This is a genomic window from Paraflavisolibacter caeni (assembly GCF_025628885.1).
Taxonomy (GTDB): Bacteria; Bacteroidota; Bacteroidia; order Chitinophagales; family Chitinophagaceae; genus Flavisolibacter; species Flavisolibacter caeni.
Window position 1 is genome coordinate 190,622 of record NZ_JAOTIF010000004.1, and the last position, 18,937, is coordinate 209,558.

The window sequence follows — 18,937 nt, forward strand, 5'->3', positions numbered from 1 at the left end:
AGGCCTGTAAGATTTGCATATTCTTACAGGCTTTTTATTGAAACATTTCCTCTGGAAAACTGGTAACAATAATAAAACCGCTTCACCACATTAATAGGCTTTTCCATATCGCAAATAAGTTGCTTTCTTTCCAGTTTCATTAAATCTTCAGGGGAAAGAATTTTTTGGTAAATCTTTTCTAGCTTCAATATAGCGATCCATCCACTCGCTACCACATAATTAATAATGATTAGAAAGTCTTTTTTACGCTCTGTCGGGAAATCTAAATTCATCAGTTGCTCCCTGAAACGCTCAGCTTCTTCAAAATAATATTTCTTGAATGCAGGAAAATTTTGGCTGAGATTTGGAAGTGTGTAAATTCCTGAATGCAGGTCTTTATGTACGTCAAAAACATCATTTCCCAATTGCAATAGTCCAGAAAATGTATACAAAACTTTTTTATATGCTTCAGTATGCTTGATATCTAATATATCCTGGTACAAAAGAAAGGCATAATATCCTTTATCATAAGTAATCTTCAACAACTCTTCTTCAGATAATTGTTGATCCATTTGCCTCAATGATTCAAACTGGCTGAGAAATACCTGTTGAAAAGTCTCAATATATCGTTCAGGGTAGGGCACGTTTTGCAGCAACCACAAATGGATTTCTTTAAAAACCTTTTCTTCAAATGTATCAGCATGATAGGAATATGGATCTAATGTTATGGCCTCAATTTCATCCTTAGACAAGGTTCCCTCATCAAAAAAATCATCATATAATGGTGAAAGTATGCCGAACATGGTGGCACATTGCTGTTCCTGGTCTGTCATTTCCTTGCCATTCAATTTGCAATAGGAGTTGCAAATTACCGCTGGAACATAAATGCCATAATAATTATATATCTTTTTTAAAGTAGCTGAAGAAAATTTACCATTATGTTTTATTTCCAGGCTTTTCAACAATGGTAATAGCCATTGCTTGTTGAATTGTTGCTGGGATTGCACTTCCTTTTGCAGTTGTCTTGATACACGAACCAGTTGAAACAGATGCATTTAGCAAAATAAACTTAAAATTCGAAGAAGTTGGGCATTTCCATTGAACTGATGTGAATATCTATTCAGCATTAATAAGTACGTTTGTAAAAATCCATTATTGATGAATCTCGGATATTTTTCATACCCCCTGCCGGCTAATGAGCCTGTGCATAGTTATGCAGTTGGCAGTGTCGAAAGGACTGAACAGAAAAAGGTTCTGGCTGAATTAAAGAAAGAAAAGGTCGACATTCCTATGTATATAGGAAGCGAAGAAGTGCGAACAGGAAATAAACAACCCCTGCGTCCACCTCATGAAACTGGGCATTTATTGGGCTTTTATCATGAAGGCGACGAATCTCATATACATATGGCTATTGAGGCTGCTTTAGCTGCTAAAGAATCTTGGGCTTCTATGAGCTGGGAAAGCCGGGCCAATATTTTCTTGCGTGCTGCAGATCTGATTGCTGGTAAATACCGTTACCACATGAATGGTACAACCATGCTGGGGCAAAGTAAGAACGTTTTTCAGGCAGAGATAGACAGTGCATGTGAACTCATAGATTTCTTGCGTTTTAATGTGCATTTTCTCAGTGATATCTATAAACAACAGCCAATTAGTTCAGGCGGTATGCACAATCGCATGGAGTGGAGACCGCTGGAAGGATTTGTTCTAGCCATTACCCCCTTCAATTTTACCGCTATTGCAGGTAACTTACCAACTTCTGCAGCTATGTGCGGCAACGTTGTTGTTTGGAAGGTAGCGCACTCCCAAATTTTTTCAGCTCAGTTATTCATGCGTATATTAAAAGAAGCTGGCCTGCCTGATGGTGTTATCAACTTGATCTATGTTGATGGCCCTACATTGGGTAAAGTATGTTTTAACCACAGGGATTTTGCTGGAGTTCATTTCACCGGGTCAACCGGGGTATTTAATAGTATGTGGAAAGCTATTGGAGAAAATATTGCCAATTACAAGTCCTATCCAAGAATAGTAGGAGAAACAGGAGGCAAGGATTTCGTCATTGCCCATAAATCAGCAAATGCCAAAGTGTTATCCACTGCATTATTGCGTGGCGCATTTGAATACCAGGGACAGAAATGTTCTGCTGCCTCTAGAGCCTATATTCCCTCCAACCTTGCAGACGAAGTAAAAGACTTACTGGTGCAAGGCATTCAGTCTTTCAAGATAGGTGGGGTAGAAGACTTTGGTAATTTTATCAATGCAGTCATTGATGAAAGGAGCTTTGATAAAATTGCTTCATATATCGATGGAGTAAAAAACAGTAATGATGCAAATATCTTGGTTGGAGGAGAATATGATAAGTCGAAGGGCTACTTTATTCAGCCTACTGTAATTGAAGCTAAAAATCCCAGGTACGCTACAATGTGTGAGGAAATATTTGGTCCCGTATTGACGATCTATGTATATGACGAATCAAAGTTTGAAGAAACTTTGGATCTGGTAGACACCACTTCTCCTTACGCATTAACGGGTTCTATCATTGCACAGGATAGGCATGCAGTTGAATTGGCTACAACAAAACTGAGAAATGCTGCCGGTAACTTCTACATCAATGATAAACCGACCGGTGCTGTAGTAGGCCAACAACCTTTTGGCGGTGCCCGGGCCAGTGGAACAAATGATAAAGCTGGCTCCATGTTAAATCTATATCGTTGGCTTAGCGCCAGGACGATCAAAGAAACATTTGTTCCGGCTACTGATTACCGTTATCCTTTTTTAAGAGGAGAGAGTGAAGGGATATAATTAAAATCACTTTTCCATTAATATTTTAGTTGAATAATAAAAGGCCGTATAAATGCGGCCTTTTATTATTCATTTGCTCTTACCATAAAACGTTTAGATTAAAATATTATTTATTGCCAATGGCCAACCTAGCGGAAATCTTTAATCTATTTTACTAGGTTGGCCTTAATCTATTATTTTAGGATGAGCTCCAAGTAAAAACGGCCTCTTTTTTGTATGTAGAGCGAAAAAATACGTACAATGAAAAAGGTTACTCTAATTTTCAGCATTTTAATGCTGAGCACGGGTGTTTTCGCTCAGATTGTTCCGAAGTTTGGTTTGAAAGCAGGTGTAAATCTTGCCAATTGGTCATTTGCAAATGATGATATTGAAAAAGATTTTAGAACTGGTTTCCACATAGGGGCACTTGCTCATATGCATTTGTCACCACAATGGGCTTTACAACCTGAGGTTCAATATTCTTCTCAAGGTACTAAAACCGATCTGGGCTCACAAGGTTCATATACATGGAAAGCTGATTACATTAACATTCCAGTAATGGTTCAGTATATGTTTGATAATGGCTTCAGGCTGGAAGCAGGTCCTCAGTTAGGTTTTCTTGTGAATGGAGAATTGGAAGATGAGAATGGAAATAAAGATGATATTAGTAATGATTTAAAATCAACAGATGTTGGGCTTGGCTTTGGAGCAAATTATTTAACCTATAGCGGCTTGGGCCTTGGTGTTCGTTATAATTTGGGCTTGACTGACATTAATAAGGAAAGGACAAATGAAACAAAAAACAGGGTGTTGCAATTAAGCCTATTCTATATGTTCGATAGCCATCATAAGGCTAAGTCACGTTAAGAATTAAAATGCAATTGCATAACTTTTGAAAGGGCCATTTTGTAATGGCCCTTTATTTGTTTATGAAGCATATATAAATTCTTAACTTATGAAAAAGACAATTTTAGGTACCCTCGCATTAGCATCAAACATGGTTTTATAACTTCTAATTTTCCTATATAGCCTGAGGTTATGTACAGTATCCAGGGTGCAAAATGACCAAAAACATACTTTTTCAATAATTCAATACAAATAGCTAATCAAGAATAACCCATTGGCATGGTCAAATGCTTAATATCAAACCTGATTATTAAGCATTTGACCTTTTTTATAAAGTATATCTATACAATTCTACCTCGAAAAAGGATTGAATACCTACTTTTATGCAAATTTCTTGGCTTGAAGACTTTATTAAATCATCAACAAATAAACTTAACGATCAAACGGCTAGCCAACCAGGTGTTGGAAAATCATGTTCAATTGCATAATACAGTTATAATTGGTATCCAGCCTCGAGGCATTCGACTGTCCGACCGAATTGTAGCCGAAGTTGGAAACGAGATTAATAATAAAGAAATTCAATATGGGAAATTGGATATTACTTTTTACCGTGATGATATTCGAAAAGAAATTCATTTCCCAAATCAAACGGATATCACTTTCTCTATTGAAGGTAAAAATGTCGTTCTTATAGATGATGTGTTGTACACTGGACGTACCATCAGGGCCGCATTGGATGCCTTAATGGACTTCGGCAGACCTGAAAAAGTAGAACTATTGGTTTTAATAGACCGCCGGTACAGCCGCCAATTACCGATTCAACCGGATTATACGGGCAAAACAATTGACTCCATTGTGTCCCAAAAAGTTAAAGTGTTATGGGGTGAAGAAGGCGGTGACGCCGTAGTGCTTGACTAAAAGTTAAGCATCGATTCCGGTGATGTATTTTATAGTTTATTTCCATTTCCTTTATCTTTGATTTTTAATGGCGCTTTCTACTAGACATCTTCTCGGCATTAAAGACTTAACTGCAGAGGATATTTCCCTGATTTTACAAACGGCTCAACAATTTAAAGAGGTTTTACAAAGACCGATCAAAAAGGTTCCTTCTCTGAGGGATATCACGATTGTCAATTTGTTTTTTGAAAACTCTACCCGGACCCGGATTTCTTTTGAATTGGCTGAAAAAAGGCTTTCAGCAGATACCATCAATTTTACCGCCTCAGGATCATCTGTATCTAAAGGGGAAACGCTCTTAGATACCGTGAATAATATCTTATCCATGAAGGTGGACATGGTGGTAATGCGCCACAGCGCATCCGGTGCACCACATTTTTTGGCGAAACATATACCAGCTGCAATCATTAATGCCGGGGATGGGATTAATGAGCATCCTACACAGGCATTGCTTGATGCGTTGTCTATTATGGAACAATTCGGGACGCTGAAAGGGGTAAGGGTTGCTATCATAGGCGACATTATGCATAGCAGGGTGGCGCAAAGCAATATTTACCTTTTGAAAAAAATGGGAGCAGAGGTGATTGTTTGTGGTCCACCAACCTTAATTCCAAAGTATATGGAAGAGGCTTTCAACGTAAGAGTTGAATATAATCTACAAAAAGCTCTGGAATGGTGTGATGTTGCAAACGTTCTGCGCATTCAACTGGAACGACAAAATCAGGTACTTTTTTCCTCATTACGGGAGTATAACCTGGTATACGGGATCAATAGGAGGCTTTTGGAGAGCCTGCCAAAGAAAATCACGATCATGCATCCTGGGCCGATTAATAGAGGGGTAGAATTAGACAGTGATGTTGCTGACAGTGATCAATCAATCATTTTGCAACAAGTTGAAAATGGTGTTGCAGTAAGAATGGCTGTGCTTTATTTGCTTTCAAACCGTCAATAATCAATTTCATGAAGCGTATTGGCTTATTTCCCGGAACATTTGATCCTTTAACTTTTGGCCACCTGGACATTATTGAACGCGCCCTTCCTCTTTTTGATAAGCTAATTATTGGAATTGGTATTAATTCAAGTAAAGCCCCAATGTTTTCTGCTGAGCAAAGGCTGGAGTGGCTGAATGAAATATTTAAGCTGGAGCCAAAAATTGAAACAGTGATCTATGAAGGACTTACAGTTGATTGCTGCAAAAGAATTGGAGCTAATTATATCGTACGTGGCATTAGATATGTAAATGATTTTGAATACGAAAAGGCAATCGCCGATATGAATCGTAGTCTGGATGGAAATATAGAAACCATTTTTTTGACTTGTTTACCTAAATACACTTCGGTTGCCTCAACATTGGTCAGGGATGTTCTCCGTTACGGGGGTGATGTATCGCAATTTGTTCCTGAGATAGTATTAAAAACTGTGAACGTGTAAGGGCTATTTGGTTTTACCATGTAATACTGAATTCGCAGCCTTTATTACGTCAACAATAGCCGGAAAACTGTTGTCTAAATAGGGAGTAAGTTTGGACAATTTGACCCATTCACATTTTTCTATATCCTCTTCAGTTTGCGGAGTGAGAACTTGTTCCCTGGGAGAAGTCATTAAAAACCAAAAAGACTCTTTCAAAATGAAATTTCCATCTTGGTGGTATGTGTGGTAAGTGGTAGACAATAACTCGCCTAATGTAATATGCCGTAAGCCTGTTTCTTCCTCCACTTCTCTTAATGCACAGTTTTCAATCTTCTCATCTGGATCCAATTTACCTTTAGGTAAATCCCATTTTCCCCTTCTGAAAATTAATAAAACTTCATCTTCCTCCTTTGAATAGACGAAGCCCCCGCCTGCTTTTATAAGAACTAATTCATTTTTAAGTGCACTGAGTAGTTCATCTGGTTTTTTATAAATTAGGATGCCTGCAATAGTTTCAGGTTGTTGCATCATATGAATCATGCTTCTAACGTCCGAAAGATTAGGCTCATGCATGATTACAGTTGCGGGATCATTAGCAAATGCAGCCATTTCTTCTGTAATTTCCGAGGCTAGGTAAAGAGGCTTTGATCCAAAATAAACTTTCTTGTGCATGCGCAAAGTTAACAACCTTCGTACTTTCGCACCATGACTGACGCTATAATTACAGCCGAAAAATTGCTGCAGGCAGATGCAGTAAGATTAAGCCCGGAAAAACCATTTACCTGGGCAAGCGGGTGGAAAAGCCCTATTTATTGTGATAACCGTAAGGTTTTATCACTTCCCTTTATCCGTGATTATATAAAGAGCGAATTATGTAATGTCGCTTTTGAAAAGTTTAGCTCGGCTGATCTTGTTGCTGGCGTAGCTACTGCTGGAATTGCGTGGGGTGCTATGGTGGCCGACCAATTAAAACTGCCATTTATTTATGTTAGGCCTAAACCTAAAGAACATGGCCTGGGCAACCAGATTGAAGGTCAATTTCAACCAGGACAAAAAGCTGTAATCATTGAAGATCTGGTTTCTACGGGTAAAAGTAGTTTGCAGGTAGTGGATGTTTTAAAAGCGGCTGGTGTTGAGGTGATCGGTATGATTTCAATCTTTAATTATCGTTTCAATATCGCTAAAGAAGCATTTGAAAAGGCAGGAGTGGAGCTTATATCATTAACAGATTATCCCGCTTTGCTTCAATTGGCAGAAAAAAGAGGCATCGTACAGCCCGAACAACAGCAGGTTTTGTTAAATTGGAGAAACGATCCGGCAAACTGGACAGGCGTTTCATAAATTCGTAGTCAAATAAATTAATTATGAATAAATTTCTTTTTTCATTGTTTTCAATTTGCCTTTTATCCATTGCTTCTTTCGCCCAAACTAAACCTGTTCAAACGGTTAAACTAAACACTCCAACAGTGCAATGCGAAAGCTGCAAAAAAAGAATTGAAACTTATTTAAAGAGGTACGATGGTATTATGTCCATCAATGTTAATGTAAAAAAGAAAGAAACTACTGTAAAATACATTACAGATCGCATTAATGAAGAAGAAGTGAAAACTGCAATTTCCAATGCAGGATATGATGCAAATGACGTTCCTGCTAATCCTGATTCTTATAAAAAACTTCCGTCATGTTGTAAAAAACCGGAAGATGGAGGAGGAATGCAATAATATATTATATGTTAAATAGATAAAAACCCAGCTCAAAAGGCTGGGTTTTTTATTAGGTTTAAATCAACCTTATGCTTCCCTTGGTAATTTATTGGCTTTGTAATAAATATACCAGCTTTTCCCACTTTTACAGCTCCGTTCGCTTTTACTAATACCTGCCTGTTGGTAATATCATTTAGGTTCAATTGTAAAGCCTTTGCAATTGAAACAGACCCTTTTAATGGCAGTGAGAACTCAGACTTTTTGATGACATCAATTTCCTGCTCCTGTACAAATTTTCCTAAATAAACAGAGTCTACAAAAATATCAATCTCTGCCTCTTTGACACTAACCCCAAAATTGTTGGGGTTGAAATAGGTAACATTAAATCCTAAGTCTGCTTTTTGAAAATCGAGTTTTTTCACCTTGAAACTGTCCAGCTTTCTGAATTCGGGTGATTCCACTTTTCCACATGAAGCAATTAATGAACCAAGCACAAAAAACAATAATAGGAGCTTACAATCTTTCATTTCCAATCTTTTTGCAAAAATCGAATTAATAAACATAAATAAAACTTAATAAAATCTGCGTTCATTAATACTAATATTATTAGTATAACAGGAGTTTTTTCAAACTCTTTTTAAAGCTAATTTATTTAGCAATTTAAAAACATATTTAATCATTGTTATACAGATACTTATACCATTTATAATTGAATTATTATAGTGTAATATAAGCTTAATATTAGTACTTAAACTATTCTTTTCCATAATCAAAACAAAAGTGAATTATGAGGATATTTATATTTGATATACAATTACTTATGAAGAATAAATAATTTTGCATTTTAAGTAATTCTAACAGGCATTAATATTTCAATATGTGGATTCAATAAATCCCCATTTTCGTTAAATAATTACCTTTTCAAAGTATTTGTCAAAAAAGTTTTTGGAAGCTATTGGTGAGGCATTAAATGAATAATCGAAGAATTGAATTTTTGTACAAGAGAACCGAATTATTCAAAGGGCTGCAGACAGAATCTTTAATCCTGGTTAAAGAGATAAGTATTTTCAAGCATTTTGCTTTAACTGACAGAATGACTTATTTTTTAATTCAATGTTGATTGAGAACCTTTTTACTGGCAATACAAAGCCAATAGACACTTATTACTTGATCATTGATTAGAGCCTTCTTTAAAGACCAATTACTCTTGTTTTTAGAAGAGTAAAACATTACAAAATTTAGAAAGGTATTTTTAGCAATTGGCATTCTTGGGTGTCATAGATATGGTTCTCATTTCACAGATTAAAGCGTAGGATTTTATCTTTTAATTACACTTGCTCGATGTGTAAATGTTTCAAGAAAGCAGTCATTTAAACATATAGATAATATGCTTAATTTCAATAGAAGAGTATAGATTGTAACATTAAATACGGAAAAAGGCAAACTAGACTATATATACAAGTAATTAATTATTAGTATTTATTCCTAAAGCAACTTTAGCTCGATCTCATAATTTTTTCTTAAGAGTTCCAGATCATTTACATTATTATTTTAAAGTCTTAACTTTTGCCGCTTTATATATTTCACGTTCCTATTTGAAAACTTAATAACAAGACTGCTTGGCTAATGAGAATACGGGTGATAATTTTATTATTGCTTATACATGCTATTCATACCCTTTTTGCACAAGATTTTTCTAATAAGGGTAAGGATTTCTGGATAGGTTATGGTAACCACGTACGCATGTTTAATGCGGCAGGTCCTAATCAATATGAGAAAATGCAATTATATATAACCTCCGATATTAATACAGTCGGAAAGGTTGAAATTGCAAGTGTTGGGTTTTCTCAGAATTTTACAATTACGGCAAATCAAATAACTACAATAGATATTCCTCGTTCTGCCGCCTTAATGGACCAGGGACTTTATGATCACGGTATACATGTAACAGCTCAAAAGCCGATCGTAGTCTATAGCTTTATTTATGTAAATGCAATATCAGGAGCGACAGTTTGCCTTCCAACAGAAACGCTTGGAAAAGAATACTTTTCAGTTAATTATTCCCAGGCTGCCAATGAACAAAATGCACATTCCTATTTCTTTGTAATTGCTGCTGATGAGGGAACTACAACTGTTGAAATAACTCCTTCCGCAGACACTAAAATAGGCCAGCCTGCAGGAGTCCCTTTTACTGTTGATTTAAAGCAAGGCCAGATTTATCAGGTTTTGGGAAAAACAACTGGCCAAACAGGCGTGGACCTAACAGGGTCAAAAATCCGTTCCATTTCTAATAACACAAGTGGTTGTAAAAAAATTGCAGTTTTCTGCGGTTCAGGAAAAATTAAAATCGGTGCAAACTGCGATCAGACTTCTGACAACCTTTACCAACAAATGTATCCCAAAGCTACTTGGGGTAAAAAGTATATTGCGGTTCCAGGGTTGGGAAACGCTAATAATTACTTTCGGATCTGCAAGTCTGACCCTACTGCAACAGTATGGCTAAACGGGAACCAACTTACAGCATCTAGCTTTATCAATAATTTCTATTACGACTTTTTAACGAAAGAGGTAAGCGTAATTGAATCTGACAAACCCATTTTGGTTGCTCAATATTTTACAACGCAAAATTGTGAGGGCAATCCAAAGCCTGGTGATCCGGACATGATTTACCTGAATCCGGTAGAGCAAACAATTAGCCGGGTTACACTGAATTCTATGCAACCGGTGACAGGTACCAATATTCAGGTTCACTACTTGAATTTTGTTTTAAAAAATAATAAAGAGGCAATCAATTCCTTTAAGGTAGATGGGAGTCCTTTTACAAATTTTAATCCTGTTCCTAATGATAGTAACTACGTTTACGGACGGATGTCTGTAAGCTCCGGTACGCATAATATTGTATGCGATACTGGGTTTAACATCATATCTTATGGTTTTGGCGAGGCTGAATCCTATGGGTACTCAGGTGGTACTAATTTGAAAGATTTATATCAGTTCGTTTCTATTAAAAATCAATATGCCACTGTTGATTTTCCTGCAGGTTGCCGGAATTCTCCTTTTAATTTTTCTATGGTGCTGCCATATAAGCCCACACAATTAGAATGGAAATTTAATGGCCTTTTTCCTGACACCCTAATAATCGCACCGGGTTATGATTCCACATGGATGGTCAACGGACGCCAATTGTACAGGTTCAAAATTGAAAAACCGTATACTATATATGAAATTGGAAGTTATCCAATAAAAATAATAGCTCAGAATCCCACACCTGAAGGCTGTAGTGGTGTGCAGGAAATTGATTACGTTCTTGAAATTTTTGAAAAACCAAAGGCTCAAATCAATACAGAATTTAGCGGATGCTTCCCGGACAGTACTTATTTTACCGATGTTTCAATTCTGGATAGACCTGTAAGCAAGCGCTTATGGAATTTTGGGGATGGTAATATTTCCCAGGTTAAAAGTCCCGTTTATAAATACAAAGCCCCGGGTACATATACGGCATATTATAATTTAATAACTGATATTGGCTGCTTGTCAGATACAGCATCAAAAATTATAGAAGTAAATCCTGCCCCGGTAGCAATGTTTGATTTGCTATCACCTTTTTGCAAGTTGCAGGACATTACCATTTCAGATAGTTCTTCTGTCTCTTCTGGTAGTATTACTGGTTGGCTGTGGAAGATGGGAAATGCAGATTCCTTGGTAAAAAAGGATAATGCTTCTTTCAAATACAGATATAATACAATTGGTGATTATAGGGTGTCGTTAATTGTTGAAAGCGATAAAGGCTGTAAAAGTCAGGAAGTTTCAAGGCAAATCAATGTGGGAGCAGTACCCAATGCAGGCTTCATTACGCCTGGAAATTGCATCAAAGACCCTTTTTCCCAGTTTATAGATTCTTCATCTATTGAGGATAATTCAGAGTCAGCTTTTTCTTACACTTGGAATTTTGGGGATGCCAATGCTGGGAGTGCAAATCCAAACTTTTCAACTCAAAAAAATCCACTGCATAAATATACAGCCACAGGAGAATATTCTGTTTCATTGGTTGTAAATACGCCAAAAGGATGTGCTGATACAATTCAGCAAAAATTTTATATTAATGGAGCCAAGCCTAATGCATCAATTGCATTCAAAAATGGTCTTGAATTCTGTAGTAATAAAAATGTATCTTTTACTAATGAGTCTGGCGTAGATGTGGGTAAATTAATACGATTGGAAGTGTTCTGGGATTATAATTATGATCCAAAAATCAAAACAATCGATTCCTTTCCTTTTCAAAGTAAAACTTACCAATATAACTATCAAGAGTTTTTCTCTCCTGAAATAAAAAGTACAAACATCATGGTGTTTGCTTATTCAGGCCAGAACTGTTTAGATAGCACATCACAAATTATATCTTTAAAAGCTACCCCAAAGCTCGTTTTCGATCCTTTGTCTCCTGTATGTGCAAATGAGGGCCCATTGATGATTACCCAGGCCAGAAATACAAATTCTTTGTCAGGAAATGGCGCCTACTCCGGATTGGGAATTACAACTTCAGGGAAATTTTATCCTGATAAGGTGAAGAGCGGCATCGACTCGATCGCTTATACATTCACAGCAGATAATGGGTGCTCAAATGTTATTAAAAATACGATTGAGGTCTTCCCTGCACCTATGGCAAATGCCGGTCCGGATCTTGACCTTCTTGAAGGAAAGGGCATTTTTTTGCAGGGTAGAGGAATGGGGAGAGAGCTGTCTTATGCTTGGACTCCTGATTTCTATCTGAATAAATCTGATACAGCCCAACCATTTGCTACCCCAGGCAATGATCAATATTATACGCTCACAGTCAAATCACGAGACGGTTGTAAAGATGACGATGTCGTATTTGTAAAAGTGCTAAAAAAACCGTTGATTCCAAATGCATTTTCACCTAATGGAGATGGTATGCATGATCGTTGGGAAATTAAATACCTGGATTCTTATCCTGAAGCTACTGTTGAAGTTTACAATAGGTATGGAGAATTAGTTTATAAATCAATTGGATCCAGCAAACCTTGGGATGGTACATTTAAAGGAAACCCGGTTCCGGTAGGTACATATTATTATCTTGTAAATCCTAAAAGAGGACGCCAGCAAATGAGCGGGTTTGTTGATGTGATCAGGTAACAGAATTACTAATCCGCTATTTATGTGAACAGCCAATTTATGAGAAGAGTTTTACTTATAATTACTGCTTTAATGCTGGCAAATATTATTTGCGCTCAACAGCGGCCGCATTATACCCAGTATATTCTGAATAATTATATTTTAAATCCCGCACTAAGTGGAATAGAGAATTATACAGATGTAAAAATAAGTGCTCGGGATCAATGGGTAGGATTGAATGGTGCCCCTCGAACTACTTACCTGACAATACATGGTCCAATTGGCAAAAAAGACTATAAAACTTCAGCTACTTCATTTAATATTCCTGGTGAAAATCCAAGAGGAAGTGCTTATTGGGAAACTTACACCGCTTCAGAACCCCACCATGGACTAGGAATGAGCATAATAAATGATAAAACAGGCAACTTTAGTCGCTTTACTGCAAATATTTCCTACGCATACCATATTGGCCTTAATCCAAAAACAAATATTTCAGCTGGTTTCTCTACTGGACTCTCTCAAATCTATCGCGATATGTCCAAATCCGATTTCGGTGGTGGTGAACCTTATGATCCTGCACAGGCAAAAGAGTCCGGAATACGCCGCCTGAAACCTGACTTAAATGCTGGATTATGGTTGTACAATAGTGACTATTTCATTGGAGCTTCAGTTCAGCAAGCGATCCCTCAAAAGATTTCTTTTGTTGATAATGCAGTTTATGGAGGAAAGCTGATTCCGCACTATTTCTTATCAGCAGGTTACCGTTTTTTATTGAATGAGGATATCAACATGATTCCTTCTTTTATGTTGAAGTATGTTTCATATACACCCACAAATCCTCAGTTTGATATAAATGTAAAATGGCAGTATAGAGATGTTCTCTGGGCGGGGGGAAGTTATCGGCTAAATGACGGTTATGCAGCATTGCTTGGCTTCAATTTAGGTAATACTTTCAATTTAGGATACGCTTATGATTTTACTAAAACTCCTGTGAATACTGCCAGTAATGGAACCCATGAAATTATACTTGGCTTTCTAATTAACAATAAATATGGAGATACTTGTCCAAGAAATGTTTGGTAATCATAATTTGTAAACCGCTATCCCACTAATTGTCTATCCCAATTTTGTAAAAAGCCAAACGAGTTTTGTTGAGATTATATGCTTATAATTTTATTATTTTTTTCTTCGATACTTGAAGTGTATCATGTTTACATGGTACATTCACAGGCATTATGGGCGCTGTTATAGAAGTTTTTGGCTCAACATCCGTTGTTGTAAGTTCACTGTTGACATCATTTTCTGAATCTACTTGATAATCTTCAGAAACCTCTCCTGGGTTTTCACAACCTGAAGTATCCTGTAGATTGATTTCCAATTTGTTCTGAAGGGTCGCTTCAAGTTTTCTCCAGTTAATATTGTTGTAGTCGACTTTTAAATTTTGTTCAAGATTTTTCCAGTTGATCTTTTTCACTTCAGCCAGGTATTCTCTGTATGCTGTTTTTTTCTCTTTTTCAGTAAGACCATCTGGAATATTATTCTTTAAATTCTTCCATTCGTAAGTGATCAGCACTTCTTTAACAAGTCCAATGGCAGACTTCACCTGCTTCTTTTCAGTATTTGTCAATTGAGCATCTACCTCATTTAAAGCAATAGGGATAATGTTATTTGGTAGGGAAGGAGTTTCTTCAGTAATATTTTGATCAACGGTATGAGGTGTAGTATAATTATGATTTTTATACATTCCCCTTGTAGCATTGACTATGTTTTTAGTCGGAATATTACAATTTTTGAGTTCATTTGCTTTTTCTTCGTTGGAAATAAAATAATATGGATTGGCAAAGTTGCTGAATACAAACGGTTTTCCTTCGTTACTAAAATGTGAAACAGTAAAAAGAGCTTGAAAGAAAAAAGCAATGAGAATGATTGCTAGAAGACCTGCAAAATGAGAAAATCTTATTGATGAGTTCTTGGATGGCAAGCCTGCTATTTTTTCAATTCTTTGAAATAAGGGGCTCTTTCCTGTCGCTGCAAGTGTAAAAACACGGTGTTGAATACTTGCTTTTTCCAATTGTAATAGGGCGGATGCATAACTCACTTTATCATACCCAAACTGCAAAACCATTTGATCACAACTTTCCTCGCGACTTGTTTCTGCCATTCGAACAAAAAGTTTTACAAAAGGATTGAAATACAAAATAGTATAGGCAATACAAATAAGAATGTTCATTAGGTAATCATATCGCCGGATATGAGCTAGTTCATGAAGCAGGACGGCTTCTGCCTGTGGTAATGAAAGGTGGTTAAAGGATGCTATTGGTAAAAGAATGATAGGCTTTATAAAACCAATGGTTACCGGAGAGTGAATAATTTCAGATATAAATAAAGTAACTTCTTTCTTTATACCTAAGAGCTTTGCCGTCTTCTGTACAAACAACCTTTTTTCGAAATCTACTTTCTGAAGTCCTCCAAGCTTTAACTCTTTTAAAGAATACCAGTTTTCATACAACCGGTAAATTGGAAATAATAAAAGAAGCAAGTATGCTATGGAGGCTGAATTTAATATTATAGTCAACCATTCAGAGGATAATTTAATATTGGAACTGCCGATGGCGCTAACAAATAAATGATGATTATAATTCAGGAAATAGAAAATATTGCCAAAAAACAGTAAAAAGCTGACTAAGATACAAGTTATAGAAAGAATATATTTCTTCTGTGGACTTGGATCAATAAAATAATTAATGATCCATAAAAGGCACCATATTAGCCCGGCTTGCCATATGGAATTAAGCGCAGCCCAACCTAAAGCTTGTAAAAAAGCAGAATAGCTGATTACTGGCATATTAATTTTTTTTCAGGTCATCTAAAAGTTTCTGTATTTGTTCTAATTCCTCAGGAGTTGCTTTGTGGTTATCATTCCCCAACGCTTGTAATACTAATTGGGTCGATGAGCCTCCAAATAGGGATTCAATCATTTTACTTAACAGATGCTTCTGTGTATGCTCTTTATTAACTGAGGCCTGGTAAATATGAGTTCTCATAGACTCATCACGTTTCACTAATCCCTTTTCATGCATGATTTGCATGAGCTTTAGTGTTGTAGTATAGCCTATATCTTTTGTATGGCACAGTTCTTCATGTACTTCTCTTACCGTAGCCAAACCTTTATGCCACAAGATTTGAAGTATTTCAAGCTCACTTTCTGTAGGTTTGATATATTTTGGATTGGCCATAAAAAAAGTTTTCATCACGAATATACGACCAATTTCGTATTTCATCCAACAGCACGCTCTGTTAATATTTTTTAACAATACATCCTGTATGCTATACTTTATAATGGAAATACAGAAAAATCATACTTACCTGGACAAATGCTTATAGACTAACGGTATATCACAGAAATAAAATTAAAGTATATAATTTTTTAAGTTCTGTTTTATTGCACGAACGGTAATTTAACTTTATGAAACGGAGTTTTATTATTTATATAAACTTTATGCACAATGTTATGGTATCAGGCAGATGTGGAAGAAATTATTACTAGGCTGGATACAAGCAAAAAAGGACTCTCAGCTAACCAGGCGCAAGCGCGATTGGAACAATACGGTACAAATGAAATCAGGGAAGGCAAAAAGGATACTCCCTTTCAGATTCTTTTAAGGCAGTTTTCAGATTTCATGATCATAATCCTGCTTATTGCAGCAATAATCTCTGGTTTTCTGGGTGAAATAATTGATGCTATTGCCATAATTACAATTGTAATCGTAAATGCCATCATTGGCTTCGTTCAGGAATACCGGGCCGAAAAAGCAATGCAAGCTTTAAAGCAAATGGCTGTTGCAAATGCAAAAGTGTTACGCGATGGTAAACTACAAAATATTGCTTCTGTAGAATTGGTTCCAGGCGATATTGTACTGTTGGATACGGGTGATATAGTCCCGGCCGACTTGAGGTTAATAGAAGCAAATCAATTAAAAATTGAAGAAGCATCTCTTACTGGAGAATCTGTGCCATCTGAAAAAAACATAGCAGCATTACAGCAAGAAAATATTCCCTTAGGAGATAGAATTAATCTTGCTTTCAAAGGAACAAATGTTACTTATGGAAAGGCAAAAGGTATTGTTGTGGCGACTGGCATGAATACAGAATTGGGTCGTATAGCTGAAATGTTGGGTGAAGATCGACTTAAAACTCCTTTGCAAAAACGTTTGACTCAATTAGGTAAACGTTTGGCAGCTATCGTTTTATGTATTTGCCTGGTTGTCTTTCTGTTTGGTTGGCTGAGAGGGGAAGAGCCTGTATTGATGTTGTTGACCTCTATTTCTCTTGCAGTAGCTGCAATTCCTGAGGCCCTTCCTTCCCTGATTTCAATAGCCCTGGCCATTGGGGCAAAACGTATGGTTCAGCAAAATGCGCTGGTTAGAAAACTTCCTGCAGTTGAAACACTAGGCTCTGTTACTTATATCTGTTCTGATAAAACCGGTACCCTTACTGAAAACAAAATGACTGTGGAGGAGATTTATGCAGGTAAAATTGTAGTGAAAAAAGAAGAATTGCATCCTCAGGAATTTACTGAACAGGAAAATTTACTATTCAAATCAGTTGCATTGAATAATGATGTAAAGGTTTCGAAAAGCGGCCAGTTAATTGGTGATCCAACTGAAATGGCTTTATATGAAATAGCAAGACTGAACGGGTTTGATGCTGATCGTACAGAAAATGAAACGCCTAGGATCGCTGAAATTCCTTTCGATTCAGATCGGAAGTGTATGACCACGCTTCATAAAAAAGATAATCGAGTATGGGTAATAACAAAAGGAGCAGTAGATATCCTTCTTAAGAAGCTTGGGAATACTTCAGAAATCGAGAAACAGCAGTTTTTGCATATTTCTGAAAAAATGGCCGCAGATGGCTTGCGTGTTTTAGGGTTTGCACATAAAGAAATAAATGATATTCCTTCTGACTTGATAGCTGAAGAAGTGGAAACGGATTTGAGTTTTATAGGATTTGTTGGAATGATAGACCCGCCACGTGAAGAAGCGAAAAAAGCTGTAGGTGAATGCAAAACAGCAGGAATAATTCCATTAATGATTACAGGGGATCATCCTTTAACGGCAAAGAACATTGCTAAAAGATTGGGAATTATTGATGATGATAATGACGCCATTGCAACAGGCGCAGATCTGGCAAATATCGATTTTAACCGGTATAAAGATATTGTACAACAGGTTCGTGTTTATGCCAGGGTATCACCAGAACAAAAATTAACCATTGTAAAAGCACTTCAGGATAACCAGCAATTTGTAGCGATGACTGGCGATGGAGTAAATGATGCGCCTTCGCTGAAGCGAGCCGATATAGGTGTCGCCATGGGAATTACCGGTACCGATGTTTCAAAAGAAGCGGCAGATCTGATTTTACTGGACGATAACTTTGCCACCATCGTAAAAGCTGTGAAAAGCGGTCGAAGGATATATGACAACATACGCAAGTTTATTAAATATATCATGACCAGTAATTCAGGTGAAATATGGACCATTTTCCTCGCTCCATTTTTGGGTTTACCAGTTCCTCTTTTACCGATACATATTTTATGGATAAACCTGGTGACAGACGGTTTGCCTGGGTTAGCATTGGCTGCAGAACCTGCGGACAAAAGAATAATGCTCCGTCCACCACGTCATCCCAACGAAAGTGTTTTTGCTCACGGCTTAGGGATACATGTCTTATGGGTTGGTCTGCTGATGGGAATTGTAACTTTAGTAACGCAAGCACTGTTTATTCATACAAATAATTGGCAAACTATTGTATTTACGGTTTTATGTTTTAGTCAAATGTCTCATGTTATAGCCATCCGGTCAGAAACAGAATCTTTTTTTAGCCAGGGCTTTCTTTCCAATAAACCTTTGATGGGAGCAGTATTACTTACATTCGTTTTACAGCTTTGTATTATTTATATTCCATTTTTTAATTCAGTTTTCAAAACAACGCCACTGACAGCAACTGAGTTGATTATCAGTATTGCTCTTTCTTTGGTTATCTTTTTTGCAGTCGAAATTGAGAAAATCGTAAAACGGAAAAGAATGCTGGGCGATAACAATAGTGTTTTTTATTGAATAGTTTAA

General features: G+C 36.7%; 15 protein-coding genes. 10 read left to right on the plus strand and 5 right to left on the minus strand.

Annotation, left to right across the window (positions count from 1 at the left end; genetic code table 11):
- Positions 1-23: 23 nt before the first annotated feature.
- Positions 24-1,034: a class 1 isoprenoid biosynthesis enzyme gene (locus tag OCK74_RS08470; RefSeq protein ID WP_279296589.1), complete on the minus strand. Its 1,011-nt coding sequence runs from the start codon at positions 1,032-1,034 to the stop codon at positions 24-26.
- 103 nt (positions 1,035-1,137) lie between these two features.
- On the opposite strand from OCK74_RS08470, the gene pruA reads away from it, so the two are divergent.
- The 5 genes from pruA (at position 1,138) to coaD (ending at position 5,994) form a co-directional block, all read left to right on the plus strand.
- Positions 1,138-2,781, plus strand: a complete 1,644-nt coding sequence (gene pruA / locus OCK74_RS08475) for an L-glutamate gamma-semialdehyde dehydrogenase (RefSeq protein WP_279296590.1) — start codon at positions 1,138-1,140, stop codon at positions 2,779-2,781.
- 240 nt (positions 2,782-3,021) lie between these two features.
- Positions 3,022-3,627, plus strand: coding sequence for a porin family protein (locus OCK74_RS08480; protein ID WP_279296591.1), 606 nt, complete (start codon positions 3,022-3,024; stop codon positions 3,625-3,627).
- Positions 3,628-4,005: 378 nt separating this feature from the next.
- Positions 4,006-4,524, plus strand: coding sequence for a bifunctional pyr operon transcriptional regulator/uracil phosphoribosyltransferase PyrR (gene pyrR, locus OCK74_RS08485; RefSeq protein WP_279296592.1), 519 nt, complete (start codon positions 4,006-4,008; stop codon positions 4,522-4,524).
- Between the two features lie 67 nt (positions 4,525-4,591).
- Positions 4,592-5,515, plus strand: coding sequence for an aspartate carbamoyltransferase catalytic subunit (locus tag OCK74_RS08490; RefSeq protein WP_279296593.1), 924 nt, complete (start codon positions 4,592-4,594; stop codon positions 5,513-5,515).
- 8 nt (positions 5,516-5,523) lie between these two features.
- Positions 5,524-5,994 (plus strand): pantetheine-phosphate adenylyltransferase, encoded by a 471-nt coding sequence (coaD, locus tag OCK74_RS08495; RefSeq protein WP_279296594.1) that lies wholly within the window; start codon positions 5,524-5,526, stop codon positions 5,992-5,994.
- 3 nt (positions 5,995-5,997) lie between these two features.
- On the opposite strand, the gene OCK74_RS08500 is transcribed toward coaD, so the two are convergent.
- Positions 5,998-6,645 carry an NUDIX hydrolase gene (locus OCK74_RS08500; RefSeq protein ID WP_279296595.1) on the minus strand — a complete coding sequence of 216 codons (648 nt, stop codon included), beginning with the start codon at positions 6,643-6,645 and terminating at the stop codon, positions 5,998-6,000.
- 33 nt (positions 6,646-6,678) lie between these two features.
- Here OCK74_RS08500 and pyrE point away from each other — a divergent pair, with 33 nt between their 5' ends.
- Positions 6,679-7,314, plus strand: coding sequence for an orotate phosphoribosyltransferase (pyrE, locus tag OCK74_RS08505; RefSeq protein WP_279296596.1), 636 nt, complete (start codon positions 6,679-6,681; stop codon positions 7,312-7,314).
- A 23-nt stretch (positions 7,315-7,337) separates the two neighbouring features.
- Positions 7,338-7,694, plus strand: coding sequence for a heavy-metal-associated domain-containing protein (locus OCK74_RS08510; protein ID WP_279296597.1), 357 nt, complete (start codon positions 7,338-7,340; stop codon positions 7,692-7,694).
- Positions 7,695-7,726: 32 nt separating this feature from the next.
- On the opposite strand, the gene OCK74_RS08515 is transcribed toward OCK74_RS08510, so the two are convergent.
- Entirely contained in the window at positions 7,727-8,203 is a 477-nt protein-coding gene (locus tag OCK74_RS08515) for an LEA type 2 family protein (RefSeq protein ID WP_279296598.1), read from the minus strand.
- Between the two features lie 1,111 nt (positions 8,204-9,314).
- On the opposite strand from OCK74_RS08515, the gene OCK74_RS08520 reads away from it, so the two are divergent.
- Positions 9,315-12,830 (plus strand): PKD domain-containing protein, encoded by a 3,516-nt coding sequence (locus tag OCK74_RS08520; protein ID WP_279296599.1) that lies wholly within the window; start codon positions 9,315-9,317, stop codon positions 12,828-12,830.
- 39 nt (positions 12,831-12,869) lie between these two features.
- Positions 12,870-13,892, plus strand: a complete 1,023-nt coding sequence (locus tag OCK74_RS08525; RefSeq protein WP_279296600.1) for a PorP/SprF family type IX secretion system membrane protein — start codon at positions 12,870-12,872, stop codon at positions 13,890-13,892.
- Positions 13,893-13,974: 82 nt separating this feature from the next.
- Here OCK74_RS08525 and OCK74_RS08530 read toward each other — a convergent pair whose 3' ends face one another.
- Positions 13,975-15,654 (minus strand): M56 family metallopeptidase, encoded by a 1,680-nt coding sequence (locus OCK74_RS08530; protein WP_279296601.1) that lies wholly within the window; start codon positions 15,652-15,654, stop codon positions 13,975-13,977.
- 1 nt (position 15,655) lies between these two features.
- On the minus strand, positions 15,656-16,045 hold the full coding sequence (locus OCK74_RS08535) for a BlaI/MecI/CopY family transcriptional regulator (protein ID WP_279296602.1): 390 nt from the start codon (positions 16,043-16,045) through the stop codon (positions 15,656-15,658).
- 270 nt (positions 16,046-16,315) lie between these two features.
- Here OCK74_RS08535 and OCK74_RS08540 point away from each other — a divergent pair, with 270 nt between their 5' ends.
- Complete coding sequence (locus OCK74_RS08540; RefSeq protein WP_279296603.1) at positions 16,316-18,928, plus strand: calcium-translocating P-type ATPase, PMCA-type; 2,613 nt, start codon at positions 16,316-16,318, stop codon at positions 18,926-18,928.
- The last annotated feature ends 9 nt before the right edge of the window (positions 18,929-18,937 follow it).

Excerpts from the sequence above, each read along its gene's own strand:
- OCK74_RS08470 (WP_279296589.1), bottom strand. The coding sequence starts at position 1,034 with ATGCATCTGTTTCAACTGGTTCGTGTATCAAGACAACTGCAAAAGGAA.
- pruA (WP_279296590.1), top strand. The coding sequence starts at position 1,138 with ATGAATCTCGGATATTTTTCATACCCCCTGCCGGCTAATGAGCCTGTG.
- OCK74_RS08480 (WP_279296591.1), top strand. The coding sequence starts at position 3,022 with ATGAAAAAGGTTACTCTAATTTTCAGCATTTTAATGCTGAGCACGGGT.
- OCK74_RS08490 (WP_279296593.1), top strand. The coding sequence starts at position 4,592 with ATGGCGCTTTCTACTAGACATCTTCTCGGCATTAAAGACTTAACTGCA.
- coaD (WP_279296594.1), top strand. The coding sequence starts at position 5,524 with ATGAAGCGTATTGGCTTATTTCCCGGAACATTTGATCCTTTAACTTTT.
- OCK74_RS08500 (WP_279296595.1), bottom strand. The coding sequence starts at position 6,645 with ATGCACAAGAAAGTTTATTTTGGATCAAAGCCTCTTTACCTAGCCTCG.
- pyrE (WP_279296596.1), top strand. The coding sequence starts at position 6,679 with ATGACTGACGCTATAATTACAGCCGAAAAATTGCTGCAGGCAGATGCA.
- OCK74_RS08510 (WP_279296597.1), top strand. The coding sequence starts at position 7,338 with ATGAATAAATTTCTTTTTTCATTGTTTTCAATTTGCCTTTTATCCATT.
- OCK74_RS08515 (WP_279296598.1), bottom strand. The coding sequence starts at position 8,203 with ATGAAAGATTGTAAGCTCCTATTATTGTTTTTTGTGCTTGGTTCATTA.
- OCK74_RS08525 (WP_279296600.1), top strand. The coding sequence starts at position 12,870 with ATGAGAAGAGTTTTACTTATAATTACTGCTTTAATGCTGGCAAATATT.
- OCK74_RS08530 (WP_279296601.1), bottom strand. The coding sequence starts at position 15,654 with ATGCCAGTAATCAGCTATTCTGCTTTTTTACAAGCTTTAGGTTGGGCT.
- OCK74_RS08535 (WP_279296602.1), bottom strand. The coding sequence starts at position 16,045 with ATGGCCAATCCAAAATATATCAAACCTACAGAAAGTGAGCTTGAAATA.
- OCK74_RS08540 (WP_279296603.1), top strand. The coding sequence starts at position 16,316 with ATGTTATGGTATCAGGCAGATGTGGAAGAAATTATTACTAGGCTGGAT.